Origin of the sequence: Kribbella sp. NPDC049227, assembly GCF_043197265.1 — a bacterium.
In the GTDB taxonomy this organism is placed as follows: Bacteria; Actinomycetota; Actinomycetes; order Propionibacteriales; family Kribbellaceae; genus Kribbella.
This window is the reverse complement of sequence record NZ_JBICST010000004.1, coordinates 783,446-795,624: the sequence shown is the minus strand read 5'-3', so window position 1 is coordinate 795,624 and position 12,179 is coordinate 783,446. Positions and strand designations below refer to the sequence as shown.

12 protein-coding genes are annotated in these 12,179 nt (G+C 68.3%); 10 read left to right on the top strand and 2 right to left on the bottom strand.

What is annotated here, in order from left to right:
- Nucleotides 1–35 precede the first annotated feature (35 nt).
- From ACGFH6_RS21610 to ACGFH6_RS21595, 4 genes are all read left to right on the top strand, one after another.
- Nucleotides 36–623 (top strand): MerR family transcriptional regulator, encoded by a 588-nt coding sequence (locus ACGFH6_RS21610; protein WP_393386453.1) that lies wholly within the window; start codon nt 36–38, stop codon nt 621–623.
- Between the two features lie 18 nt (nt 624–641).
- Nucleotides 642–1,181, top strand: a complete 540-nt coding sequence (locus ACGFH6_RS21605) for a molybdenum cofactor guanylyltransferase (RefSeq protein ID WP_393386450.1) — start codon at nt 642–644, stop codon at nt 1,179–1,181.
- Between the two features lie 32 nt (nt 1,182–1,213).
- On the top strand, nt 1,214–2,104 hold the full coding sequence (locus ACGFH6_RS21600) for a phosphotransferase family protein (protein WP_393386449.1): 891 nt from the start codon (nt 1,214–1,216) through the stop codon (nt 2,102–2,104).
- 310 nt (nt 2,105–2,414) lie between these two features.
- Complete coding sequence (locus ACGFH6_RS21595; protein WP_393386447.1) at nt 2,415–3,392, top strand: NAD(P)H-quinone oxidoreductase; 978 nt, start codon at nt 2,415–2,417, stop codon at nt 3,390–3,392.
- A 219-nt stretch (nt 3,393–3,611) separates the two neighbouring features.
- Here ACGFH6_RS21595 and ACGFH6_RS21590 read toward each other — a convergent pair whose 3' ends face one another.
- Nucleotides 3,612–4,028 (bottom strand): VOC family protein, encoded by a 417-nt coding sequence (locus ACGFH6_RS21590; RefSeq protein ID WP_393386445.1) that lies wholly within the window; start codon nt 4,026–4,028, stop codon nt 3,612–3,614.
- A 73-nt stretch (nt 4,029–4,101) separates the two neighbouring features.
- On the opposite strand from ACGFH6_RS21590, the gene ACGFH6_RS21585 reads away from it, so the two are divergent.
- The 6 genes from ACGFH6_RS21585 (at nt 4,102) to ACGFH6_RS21560 (ending at nt 10,734) form a co-directional block, all read left to right on the top strand.
- Nucleotides 4,102–4,674 (top strand): TetR/AcrR family transcriptional regulator, encoded by a 573-nt coding sequence (locus ACGFH6_RS21585; RefSeq protein WP_393386442.1) that lies wholly within the window; start codon nt 4,102–4,104, stop codon nt 4,672–4,674.
- A gap of 491 nt (nt 4,675–5,165) precedes the next feature.
- Nucleotides 5,166–5,930 carry a PadR family transcriptional regulator gene (locus tag ACGFH6_RS21580; RefSeq protein ID WP_393386439.1) on the top strand — a complete coding sequence of 255 codons (765 nt, stop codon included), beginning with the start codon at nt 5,166–5,168 and terminating at the stop codon, nt 5,928–5,930.
- Entirely contained in the window at nt 5,927–6,649 is a 723-nt protein-coding gene (locus tag ACGFH6_RS21575; RefSeq protein ID WP_393386436.1) for an ABC transporter ATP-binding protein, read from the top strand. Before ACGFH6_RS21580 ends, ACGFH6_RS21575 begins: the two co-directional genes overlap by 4 nt.
- Nucleotides 6,649–9,288: an FtsX-like permease family protein gene (locus ACGFH6_RS21570; protein WP_393386435.1), complete on the top strand. Its 2,640-nt coding sequence runs from the start codon at nt 6,649–6,651 to the stop codon at nt 9,286–9,288. The genes ACGFH6_RS21575 and ACGFH6_RS21570 overlap by 1 nt, the downstream gene beginning before the upstream one ends.
- A 168-nt stretch (nt 9,289–9,456) precedes the next feature.
- Nucleotides 9,457–9,987 (top strand): CGNR zinc finger domain-containing protein, encoded by a 531-nt coding sequence (locus tag ACGFH6_RS21565; protein ID WP_393386432.1) that lies wholly within the window; start codon nt 9,457–9,459, stop codon nt 9,985–9,987.
- A 129-nt stretch (nt 9,988–10,116) separates the two neighbouring features.
- Complete coding sequence (locus ACGFH6_RS21560; RefSeq protein ID WP_393386430.1) at nt 10,117–10,734, top strand: bacterial proteasome activator family protein; 618 nt, start codon at nt 10,117–10,119, stop codon at nt 10,732–10,734.
- 26 nt (nt 10,735–10,760) lie between these two features.
- Here ACGFH6_RS21560 and ACGFH6_RS21555 read toward each other — a convergent pair whose 3' ends face one another.
- Entirely contained in the window at nt 10,761–11,573 is an 813-nt protein-coding gene (locus ACGFH6_RS21555) for an HAD family hydrolase (protein WP_393386427.1), read from the bottom strand.
- Nucleotides 11,574–12,179 lie beyond the last annotated feature (606 nt).

Sequence of the window (12,179 nt, the reverse complement as noted above, 5' to 3'; positions counted from 1 at the left end):
AACCTCACGCCACGTGAGGACCTACGGTCGACGACATGGAGACCGACGAGAGGACCTGGCGGGTCGGCGAACTGGCGGAAGCCACCGGCCTCAGCGTCCGCACGCTGCATCACTACGACGAGATCGGCCTGCTGAGCCCGAGCGATCGGAGCGCGTCCGGACACCGTCGGTACGACGCCGACGACGTCCGCCGCCTGCACCGGGTGGTCGCGCTGCGCGGGTTCGGGCTGACGCTCGCCGAGGTGGGGCAGATCCTCGACGGGGAGCTGACGGATCCGCGGGAGTTGATCCGCAAACAGCTCGAGGTCGTCGAGGAGCAGCTCGCCGCCGCGTCCGAGGTGAAACGCAAGCTGCTCGGTGTCCTCGGTGGATTGGAGCGGGCCGACGAGCCGTCGGCCCAGGCACTTCTGGAACTGATCGAGGTGATGACTGCGATGTCCCGTGCACTGACACGCGAGGAATTCCAGGAGCTGGCACAGAGCCGGCTCCGAGCGGTGGCCGACCTGACCGCCGCCGAGTTGGAGGCATTGGCCGAGGAGCGGGAGAAGGCGATGGCCGCGCTGACCCCCGAGGAGCGCGAGGTACTGCGGAGAAACCGGGAGGAGTTGATGCCGAAGGACTGACCCGGCGAGACTGCTTCCGTGGACTTCGACGCGCTGGTGCTCGCTGGGGGTGGTTCGACCCGGTTCGGTGGAGTGGACAAGGCGATGCTGGTGCTCGACGGCGCGACACTGCTGGATCGGGTGCTGACGGCAACTGATGCCGCCGTGTCGACCGTAGTGGTCGGCCCGGTCCGCACGACCTGCCGAGAGGTTGGCTGGACGGTCGAGGATCCGCCGTCCGGCGGCCCGGTGGCAGGGATCGCGGCCGGACTCGCCCACGGTTCCGCTGACGTTGTCATGGTGCTGAGCTGTGACCTGCCGTGGCTGACGAAGGCCGACGTCACGCGTCTCATCGACGGTCTCGGGGACCATGACGGTCACGGACTCCGGGATACCGACGGGCGTGGGCAGCAGCTCGCGACGGCGTACCGGCGTACCGCGTTGGCTGAGGCGATTCGGCGGATCGGCGATCCGCGGGACAAGTCGGTACGGCGGCTGGTGGCCGACCTGGACCTGGTGTGGTCCGACCCGACTCGGGCCGGCGACGACGTCGACACCTGGGCTGACTTCGACGACTGAAAAGCGTTCGACAGCACTTCTACGGTGAGGCTGTGGATGTTGCTGCGATGGTCGCGAGAGCTTGCCCGGACAGTCGGATTGCCGAGGTCATCCAGCGAACCGGCGGACAACTGAGCACGGTCTTCGAGGTACGGCGGACCGACGACGATCCGGTGATCGTCAAGGTCTACGCACCCGAGTGGGCGTGGAAACAGGCCAAGGAAGTGCATGTGTACGGTCTGCTCGCCTCGGAGCTCGGCGGGTCGATCCCGCGTGTCGTGCACGCCGAGCCAGCCGGTGAGTTGGACGCGTTCACGGTGCTGACGAAGTTGGACGGCGTACCGCTGTCGGAGCTGAAGCCGCCGGACTGGCGGGCGACGTACGAGCAGCTCGGACAGTTGGTGGCGCGGGTGCATCGGATTCCGCAGCCGGCGTACGGGTATTTGACCGACCAGATCCTTGATCCGCTGCCGGACAACGATCAGTACATGCGGCGCCAGTTCGCCAAGAAGCTCGGGGAGTTCGAGCAGCTTGGCGGGGATGCGGCGTTGCGGGAGAAGATCCGCGGGTACGTCGAGGAGCGGTCCGGACTGTTCGCGGCGAACCAGGCGGCGACGTTGTGCCACAACGACTTCCACGAGGGCAACGTGCTTGTGGATCCGGTGACTTGGCGGGTGACGGGATTCATCGACGTGGAGAACGCGATCGCTGCCGACCCATTGATCGATCTCGCAAAGACCGTGTCGTACTCGATCCACGACAACGCGGACAAACTCGCCGGCCTGGTCGACGGATACGGCCCGCTGCCGGACGACTGGCAGGAACGCGTGCGGCTGTATCGCATCTACCACTCGCTCGAGCTATGGGACTGGTTCGCCTCAATAGGCGAAACCACCCACCTGAACAGCATCGCCACCGACCTCGCCAAGCTCATCAACAACTGACAACCCCACCCAACACCCGACCGACACGTGCTCACCTCCTCCACCGAGAACGTGCTCACCTCGAGCACGCGGGCAGCACCTGAGCGCGGACATGTCGGTCGCTGACGCCGGACCCCGTCGGCAGCTGAGCGCGGACGGATCAGCATCCACGGGACCTGATCGCCATCAGACGGGGCGTGGCCCACCACCTGACCGCCACCGTGGGTCGGCACCCAGGGTCGGACTTGGTCGAAGCTGAGCGCGGACGTGGGCGAGGGTTGAGGGCGGACGGGGGCGGGGGTTGGGTGGTTGCGCGGGTACGGTGTGGGGCATGCGAGCTGTGGTGTGTGAAGGTGCCGGCGGGATCGAGGTTCTGACGGTTGGCGAGATTCCGGATCCGACCCCGGCCGTCGACGAGGTCGTCATCGACGTCGTCGCCGCGGGAGTGAACCGGGCCGACCTGCTGCAGCGGCAGGGGTCCTATCCACCGCCGCCAGGCGCACCCGGGACGATCGGGCTCGAGGTGTCCGGGACGATCGCCGAGGTCGGGTCCGAGGTCGAAGGCTGGTCCGTCGGCGACGAGTGCTGTGCGTTGCTCGCGGGTGGCGGGTACGCCGAGAAGGTCGTCGTACCGGCGCCGCAGGTGATGCCGATTCCCGACGGGCTCGACCTGGTCAGCGCGGCCGCACTGCCCGAGGTGGTCGCGACAGTGTGGTCCAACGTGTTCATGACCGCGCACCTGAAGGACGGCGAGACGCTGCTCGTCCATGGCGGCGCATCGGGTATCGGCACGATGGCGATCCAGCTCGGGGTGGCGCACGGCGCGCGGGTCCTGACCACGGTCGGCAGCGTGGACAAGATGGAGTTCTGCGCCCGGCTCGGCGCGGACGTCGCGATCAACTACAAGGAAGCCGAGTGGGCGTCGGTGGTGAAGGAAGCGACGGCAGGCGCCGGCGCGGACGTCATCCTCGACATCATCGGCGCGAAGTACCTGACGGACAACGTGAAGTCCCTCGCGTACGACGGTCGCCTGGTGGTGATCGGTATGCAGGGCGGTGTGAAGGGTGAGCTCGACCTGGGCCGCCTGATGAGCCGCCGGGCACAAATCATGGCTGCCGGTCTCCGTCCCCGCTCGGTCGCCGACAAGGGCCGCATCATCGCGGACGTCGTCGGCCACGTCTGGCCGTTGATCGCCGAGAAGAAGGTGCGTCCGATCATCCACACGACCTTCCCCCTGGCCGAGGTCGCAAGTGCCCACCAAACCCTCGAAGACTCCACCCAGCTAGGCAAAGTCCTCCTCACCACCTGACGCAAGAAGCCGCTGGCACGCCGGGTCTCCGGGTGGAAGGGTGAGGGCTTCCGTCAGGTCGGGGCGACCAGCTGGATCACGTCCAGCCAGGTGCCGGCGGATCCCCGCATGAAGAAGTGACGCCGGCCGAACACCTCAGTGACCAGCTGCGTCTCGACCGGAACCGCCTCCGTGAGCCGGGTCGCCGGGTCGCTGACGCGTGGGGGTGAGGAGTTCGTGTCACGTCGTGGGCAGGTTTGCGGCGAGCCACTCTGGGTCGGGGGCGACCAGCTGGATCACGTCCAGCCAGGTGCCGGCGGGGTCTCGTACGAAGAAGTGACGCTGGCCGAAGACCTCGGTGACCGGCTGGGTCTCGAGCGGAATGCCGGCCTCCGTGAGGGCGGCGGCAACCTTGTCGGCGTCATCGACGACAAACCCGAAGACATTCGTGCTCTCGGTCAGGGCGGACACGGCTGCCGGGACCGTCGCGTGGCCGCGCTGACAGATGGCAAGCTCCCAGTCCGCCTCGCCCCGGCGCACGGTGATGAACCAGCCGAGGTCGATCGCGATCTGCAGGTCGAAGTACTGCTGATAGAAGGCGGCGACCTCCGCCGGACGGTCGGCGACCACGGTCGCGCCGAATGCCGCGGGTTGCATACGCTCTCCTGACTACTTCAGCTGTTGTTGTTGTGTACGACAGTTGTAGTGGATACCTGCTAGCCTGTCAACCATGCCGCGGAACCCGGAACGCCGTACTCAGCTCGCCGACGCAGGCCTCGCCGTCCTCGCGGAAGCCGGCGCCCGCGGCCTGACCCACCGGGCCGTCGACGCCGCGGCCGGACTCCCCGCCGGTACGGCGTCCAACTACTTTCGGACGCGTGATGCGTTGCTCGGCGCCCTCGGCGAGCGGATCTTCGAGCGACTCGCGCCGGACGAAGCCGTACTCGAACCGCTGGCGAAGCGCGAGCCGACGATCGACCTGGTCGTCGACTACGTCCGGTACATCGTCGAACGCCTCCTCGGCCGACCCGAACTCACGCTGGCCCTGTTCGAACTCCGGCTCGAAGCAGCCCGCCGGCCAGGACTGCACGAGATCCTGTCCCGCACGCTGAGGCAGGGCTTCGACGCCGACGTCTCGTTCCACGTCAACGCCGGACTGCCCGGCGGCGCCGAGGAGGTCCGCCTGCTCCACTTCGCCATCGACGGCCTCGCACTGGACCATCTGACCCCAGGAACAGGCCGCCCGTACGACGTCGACGCCGTCACCACCCGCCTCGTCCGCCGCCTAGTCCGCGCAAACTGAAGGCGCCACCCCAGGCCAGTCGGCGGATCGAGGACGCCACTCCCGACCAGCCGGCTGACCGAGGGCGCCACCCCCGCCGCCGACCGACGGACTGAGCGCGTCACTCCAGCCCAACTGAGGGCGCGTCACTCCGAGGAGCCAGCCGGTCGGCGGACTGAGCGCGTCACCAGGCCAGTCGGCGGAGCCAGGACACCAACTCCCAGCCAGCCGGCGGACTGAGGGCGCCACCCCAGGCCAGGCGGACTGAGCACGCGACTCCCGACCAGCCGGCGGGCCGTGGGCGCCTCCCAGGCCAGGGGACGGACTGAGGGCGTCACTCCGAGGAGCCAGCCGGTCGGCGGACTGGGGGCGCCACCCCAAGGCCAGCAGGCCAACTGCGGGTGCCGCCCGAGGCCTGGGGATCGGCTGAGGGCGTCGCTTCGAGGAGCAAGGCGGGGTCGGTGGGGGTGGGCGGTTGACCGGAGGATACTGGGTATGCATACTCGGTATCTATGTCGATCAAGCATGGTTTGCTGGCGTTGCTTCGGGAGGGGCCGAAGTACGGGTATCAGTTGCGGGGGGAGTTTGAAGCGGCGACTGGTGCGACCTGGCCGTTGAATATCGGGCAGGTCTACACGACCCTCACCCGGCTGGAGCGCGACGGGCTCGTCCGCGCGGCGTCCGGCGAGGCGGAGGCGGACGGCCGGTCGATGTACGAGATCACCGACGCCGGTCAGGCCGAGCTGGCCAAGTGGTTCGAGACCCCGGTGACACGGGAATCGCGGCCGCGCGACGAACTGGCCATCAAGCTGGCGCTCGCACTTTCGGTGCCGGGTGTGGACGTCAGTGCGGTCGTCCAGCGGCAACGCATGTCGACCATGCAGTCGCTGCAGGAGCTGACGCGGCTGAAGCGCGGCGGCGGTGAGATCTCCTGGCTGCTGGTGCTGGAGTCGATGATCTTCGGCGCCGAGGCCGAGATCCGCTGGCTCGACCACTGCGAGGCGATGCTGATACGCCACCGGGCCGCCTCTACAACGCGAGCCGCCGGTACGACGCGAGCCGCGGGTGCGACGCCGGCCGCCGGTACGACGCCGGCCGCGGGTACGACGCCGGCCGCCGGTACGACGCCGGCCGCGGGTACGACGACGGCCGCCGGTACGACGCGGGCCGCGAAGCCGACCACCACCGACGTACCGGACCAACAGGAACCGGACCAACAGGAACCGGACCAACAGGAACCGGACCAACAGGAAGACCACACGGGGGCCAAGAAATGAACGTCATTCTCGACATTCGGAATCTCACCCGGACACACGGCCAGGGTGAGCAGGCCGTCCACGCACTGCGCGGTGTCGACCTGGCCGTGCCGGCCGGAGAACTCGTCGCGGTCATGGGTCCGTCCGGCTCGGGCAAGTCGTCGCTGCTCACCTGCGCCGGCGGCCTCGACCAACCCACCTCCGGCGAAGTACTTGTCGACGGCAACGATCTCGCCACCCTGAGCCGCAACGCCGTCGCCGCCCTGCGCCGCCGCCGGATCGGCTACGTGTTCCAGGACTTCAACCTGATCCCCGCCCTCACCGCCGCCGAGAACGTCGCTCTCCCGCTCGAACTCGATGGCACGCGTTCGCGTACTGCCCACAAGTACGCCGAAGCAGCCCTCGCGGAGGTGGCCATCGGTGACCTGGCTGACCGATTTCCCGACGACATGTCCGGTGGCCAGCGCCAGCGCGTCGCGATCGCCCGCGCGATCGTCGGCGAACGCCGTCTCCTGCTCGCAGACGAGCCCACCGGCGCTCTGGACTCCGACACCGGCGAAGCGGTCCTCCAACTCCTCCGTGACCGCTGCGACCAGCACGGCATCGCCGGAGTCCTTGTCACCCACGACGCCCGCCACGCCGCCTGGGCCGACCGCGTCGTTTACCTGCGCGATGGCGTGCTGGTAGGCCAGTCCGGGCCGCTGTCCGACGCCGACGCGCTGCTGCAGGAGAGCCACTGATGGGCGGCTGGCGCCCGCCGCTGCGCATCGCCCGCCGTACTGCCAGGAAGTCGCTCGGCCGGACGTTCCTGGTCGCGGCGCTGATCGGTCTGCCGGTGCTCGCGGCGACCTGGATGGGCGTGATCTTCAAGACGTCCAGCCCGGAAGGCGAAACCCTGGCCAAGGTCACCGTCGGTCAGGCCGATGCGCAGCTGACTGTCACGCAGTACTCCAAGCTCACGAAGCAGACGAGCCCGCCAGCGCTGGAGATGGGCGAGCCGCCGCCGGCTACCGGTGCCGAGGAACCGGTCCGCACGCCTGGCAGGTTCGATCCGCTGCCGCTGCTGCCACCTGGGACCACGCTGGCCCGCCAGTTCACCGACGGCGGCACCGTGGAGATCCACGGCCGGGACGCGAAGACCTCGGTCGGCCTGGTCACCGGCGACGGCAAGAGCCCGCTGACCCAGGGCACGGTCAAGCTCGACCAGGGCCGGCTGCCCGCCACCCGGGACGAGGTCGCGATCTCGCCGTCGCTCGCCGATCGACTCGGGATCTCCGGCCCGACCGGCACAGTGGTGAGTGCGAGCGGCCACAACTACACCGTGGTCGGGATCGCGCGCAGGATGTCGGTCCAGGGCGCCGAGACGATCTTCGCCACCCCCGACACCAGCCTGGCCACGCCCGATCCGACCATCTCCGTGAACTACCTGGTCAGGCTGCCCGCCGGCGCCGACCCGGACACGCTCGTGCCACAGCTCATCGACCACGGCATGCTGTTGTTGCCGAGAGCAAACATCGTCGACCCGCCGCCGAGCCCGTACGGCACGGGCAGCACGGACATCGGGCCCTACGCCGCGATGGCCCTGATCATCGGCTTCGGCGTGCTCGAGATCGTCCTTCTCGCAGGTACGGCGTTCGCCGTCGGAGCCCGCCGGCAGACCAGGGAACTCGGACTGGTGATGGCGACCGGCGGTACTCCGCGCGACGTCCGGCGGATCGTGCTGATGCAAGGACTGTTCGCCGGTCTGGTCGGTGTGGTTGGCGGACTCGTCACCGCGGGGGTGCTGGTGCTCGCCGGCAAACCACTGTGGGAGAAGTTGACCGGCGCGGTGTTCACCGCCTGGCAGGTCCCGTGGCTGAACGTCGGACTGATCGCACTGCTCGGTCTGGTAGCCGGACTGGCGGCGGCCGTTGTACCGGCGCGCAGTGCGAGCCGGCAGTCGCCCGTGTCCGCGCTCGCCGGCCGGTTCGCGGTGAGCGCGAAGCAAGCGCGGATCAGGAAACCTGCGGTCGTGCTGCTGGTGGCCGGTGTCGCGTGCGTGTTCATCGGCAGTGCCCTGATCGCTGCGGCATTGCAGGAAGCGCAGCGAGCCGTGTCGCAGGACGACCCATCCCGGGCAACTGTCACACCGACCGGTCCGATCGCTCTGGTGCTGCTGGGGATCACCGCGACCATCGCCGCGCTGGTCTGGATGCTGCCGAGCCTGGTCGGGAAGTTCTCGCGGCTCGCACGCGTGCTGCCGCTCAGCGCACGGCTCGCGGTCCGCGACGCCGCCCGGCACCGGCACCGCACTGGTCCGGCGACGGCCGCGATCATGATGGCCGTGGCTGGAACTGCGGCCGTCGCGTTCGCAGGGTCGAACGCGATCGCGGCCGAGGCGAAGAACTACACCGCGGACGCACACTACGGCGACGCATCGATCCGCTTCGGCACCGGCGGCACGGACTCGGTGCAGTACTCCAGCAGTACGGTCGACCGCGTCGGTGCACTGCTGCCGGTCCGGCACCAGTACGAACTCGGTACGGTTTCGTTGCCCGAGGCAAAAGCCAACGAGTACGGCTACATCCCGCAGCTCCTCGTCGCCAGCGGGCAGACCGAGGGATCCACGTCGTACGGCCTGCTCGCGGTCGACCCGGCGTACATCGCCCGTTTCGACCAGTACGGCGCCAAGGCCGCCGCGGAACTGCGAGCCGGGAAGGTCGTCCTCCCGCTCTCCACGCTCGCTCCTGGACAGAAGACAACGGTGAGCGACGAAGGAGAGTCCGGTCAGGAGCGGATCGTCGGCACTCTCGTCGCGGCCTCTGTCGGCAACCCGCCGAGGGTCAGCTACCTGCAACAGAGCGCCCTGATCAGCCAGGACGCGGCACGCAAGCTGGGCAAGATCACGGTCTACCAGGTCCACTACGAGCTGACCCGGGAGCCCACCAAGGCCGAACTGGGCGCAGTCGCTCGGTTCTTGGGCAGCGACGAAGTACTGCAGGTCGAGCGTGGATATCAGAGTCCCGCGCGGCTCTTCCTGCTCGGCATCCTCGGGGCCGCGACTGTGGTGACGCTGCTCGGCGTCGCGATCTCGGTGTCGCTGTCGGCTGCCGAAGGACGGGCGGACCTGGCCACGCTGGCCGCGATCGGTGCACAGCCGCGGCGACAGCGGAACCTGGCGGCAGCGCAGGCCTGGGTGCTCGGACAGCTCGGCTGCGTGCTGGGTGTCGGCGTCGGCGCGCTCTACGGCTACACGGCACACGCTGCGTTCGGTTCACCGCACTTCATGGTGCCGTGGATGGAACTCGGCGGCATCGTGATCGTCGTACCACTGTTCGCCGGGTTGCTCGCCTGGCTGATGACGCGTTCGCGCCTCCCCATGGTCAGCCGGATCGACTAGGGGCACGCAACGGGGGACAGCGGTGTGCTTGTGACCCTCCATCGGCCGCAAGCACACCGCTGGTAGACCACCAGGCCGTCGCTGACCTGATGGGAGGACACCACGCTCCAGCGGTGGCTGTGAACATCGATTCTGGTCGTCATGCGTCCATCGTGATGTAATGCCATCATGCATCTCAACCCTTACGGCGCCGATGCGGTCCTGCTGGCGGTCAACCTCGTCACGCGGCCGGCCACTACTCCCGAGGAACTGGCCGAGCGCTGCGAGGAGAGCGGCGTCGAGAGCCGCCTGGTTCGCGAACGCCGCGTCACCGCCGCCGACCTGGCCGCCGTCCGGATCGCCCTGGACGAGTGGCTGGACGTCGTGGACGCGACGGACGAGCAGAGTCGCGTCGATCTGGTCAACGCGATGCTGGCGAAGTACACCGAGCATCCGCGGCTCACGAACCACGCCGGCGACGGCTGGCACGTGCACTACCGGCCCGACAAGGTGCCGGTCGGACGCCTCGTCGCGACCCTGATCAGCACGGGTACGGCGCTCCACCTGGCGGGCCGCGGGATCAGCCGCCTGGGACGCTGTGCGACCGAAGGATGCGAGAACGTGTTCGCCGACCTGTCACGGACCGGCCGGCAACGCTACTGCAGCCCCGCCTGCGCGAACCGGGATGCGGTCCGCCGGCACCGCGCCCGCGCATCCTAGGCATCCAGCGCCGCGCACCCTCGGCATCCAGCGCCCCACGACCTCGGGGTCGAGCGCCGCACACGGCATCCAGCGCCGGGATCGTCAGGCGCACCCTCAGCCCGGGACCGGCCGATCTAGGATGGGGAGATGACCGAGAGCAGCAGCGAGGGCCAGGAAGTTCCGATGGCCGGGGCACGGACCGAAGACGGCAAGGTGCTGATCGTCGGGCCGGACGGCATGGCCGTCGAGGGGCCGCCGCGCTCCGACAGCGACCGCGGCCACGACGAGCACGACGAACCGCGGTCGGTGACCGAACTGGTCGAGCAGCCGGCCAAGGTGATGCGGGTCGCGAACATGATCCGCCAACTGCTCGAGGAGGTGAAGTCCGCACCCCTGGACGAAGCCTCCCGGCAGCGACTGAAGTCGATCCACGAGGTCTCGATCAAGGAACTGGAGAGCGGGCTGGCGCCGGAGCTGGTCGACGAGCTGGAACGACTCAGCCTCGACTTCACCGACGACACCGTGCCGACCGAGGCCGAACTGCGGATCGCGCAGGCCCAGTTGGTCGGCTGGCTCGAGGGTCTGTTCCACGGCATCCAGACCGCCTTGTTCGCGCAGCAGATGGCAGCCCGGCAGCAGCTGGAGGGCATGCGCCGCGCACTGCCCGGCGGACAGCAGCTTCCCGCCGAGGACGCGCCCGGCTTCCCCGGTGCACCGCAGGCCGGCAGGACCGACGGACCCGGCAGCGGCGGGATGTACCTGTAGTCCCCTATGTCACAGGGTGAAACAACTCAAGACCGGAACAATTCTTCGAGGACGGCGGCGACGCCGTCCTCGTCGTTTGCGGGGCATACCTTGTCCACCACCGCCAGTACGTCGGGATGCGCGTTGGCCACCCCGTACGACGTACCGGCCCACGCAAGCATGGGTAGATCGTTGAGCGAGTCGCCGAAAGCGATCGACTCGGCGGCCGAAATCCCTTGCTCAGCAGCGAAATCGGCCAGCATCGCGGCCTTCGACACCCCGTTCGCGGAGATCTCCACCAGATTGGTGCCGCCGCTGTGGCTGGCGGTGACGCGAGTGCCGACCACCGGCGCGACGCGCGCGAGCAGTTCGTCGGAGTGCCAGCTCGGGTGACGGACGAGCAGTTTCGCGGCCGGCTCGGACAGCAGCACCTCGACGGCCGCCACGAGTGCACCGTCGGGAACCGGCCAGCGGTTGACGTAGTTCGGCTCCTGTCCGTAACGGTCCGATCGCTCAATCGCGAACTCCACTTCGGGAATCTCGGCCCGGATCGCCTGCGCCACCTCGAGTGCGACGGCCGGATCGATCAGCCGGGTCCGGATCGCCTTGCGCCGCACGACGTCGTACAGAATGGCGCCGTTGGCAACTATTGCGACGCCGTGATCGCCGACCAGGTCGGACAGGTCGTGCAGCCAGCGAGGTGGCCGGGCGGTGACCATCACGAAAACACTTCCGGCATGCTGTGCCGCGAGCACCGCGGATCGGGTTCGATCGGAGATCGTTCCGTCACTGCGCACCAACGTTCCGTCGAGATCGGTGGCGATCAGCCGGGGCAGGCGGAGATACTGGGATGCCGTCACCCGACCACCGTATCCGGCGGCCTCATTACTCCTCCGACCGCGTTCCGCGCAAGCGAATGGACACCGGTTTCAGAGGTTTCTGACCAATCTGATTGAGCTTTTGACAACGTCACCAGACCGTTACGGCAGGATGCTGCAAAGGCAGCAAGTTCCCCTGCGCAGCCCCGAGGACGCGTGATTTCATGCGGTGTCTGGCGGGGAACCGGGGGCGATTCGGCCGCGTCGTACGTCTGTTCTGGATCAGCGCGACTGATGCCGCCCACCGACCCTGAAGCACACACAAACGCCGGGAAACCGTTGCGGAATTGGCTGCAACCAAAACCACAGCGGCAGCGTCAACAGTTATGGATCGGTACGTCCTTTGCGGGACGACACGGTGGATCGGCAAACAGTTCGTCGGTCCATCAGTTAGTGGATCCACGTGATCGGGCGGCATTCACCGCTCGTTCATTCGGGTCCTGAAGACTTGGGGAGCCACGATGACCGTCAACAGCGCCAATCTAGCCGGGCCGGGGGGCACTAGCGCCCGAGCGGCTGTGGACATATCTTCCACCACGGAAGGGGCAACGACCGGATGCATCGCCCGGTCGGACATCTTCCAGCACC

Coding starts and splice junctions, on each gene's coding strand:
- ACGFH6_RS21610 (WP_393386453.1), top strand. CDS start 36: ATGGAGACCGACGAGAGGACCTGGCGGGTCGGCGAACTGGCGGAAGCC.
- ACGFH6_RS21565 (WP_393386432.1), top strand. CDS start 9,457: ATGCATCTCAACCCTTACGGCGCCGATGCGGTCCTGCTGGCGGTCAAC.
- ACGFH6_RS21580 (WP_393386439.1), top strand. CDS start 5,166: ATGTCGATCAAGCATGGTTTGCTGGCGTTGCTTCGGGAGGGGCCGAAG.
- ACGFH6_RS21575 (WP_393386436.1), top strand. CDS start 5,927: ATGAACGTCATTCTCGACATTCGGAATCTCACCCGGACACACGGCCAG.
- ACGFH6_RS21585 (WP_393386442.1), top strand. CDS start 4,102: ATGCCGCGGAACCCGGAACGCCGTACTCAGCTCGCCGACGCAGGCCTC.
- ACGFH6_RS21570 (WP_393386435.1), top strand. CDS start 6,649: ATGGGCGGCTGGCGCCCGCCGCTGCGCATCGCCCGCCGTACTGCCAGG.
- ACGFH6_RS21590 (WP_393386445.1), bottom strand. CDS start 4,028: ATGCAACCCGCGGCATTCGGCGCGACCGTGGTCGCCGACCGTCCGGCG.
- ACGFH6_RS21595 (WP_393386447.1), top strand. CDS start 2,415: ATGCGAGCTGTGGTGTGTGAAGGTGCCGGCGGGATCGAGGTTCTGACG.
- ACGFH6_RS21560 (WP_393386430.1), top strand. CDS start 10,117: ATGACCGAGAGCAGCAGCGAGGGCCAGGAAGTTCCGATGGCCGGGGCA.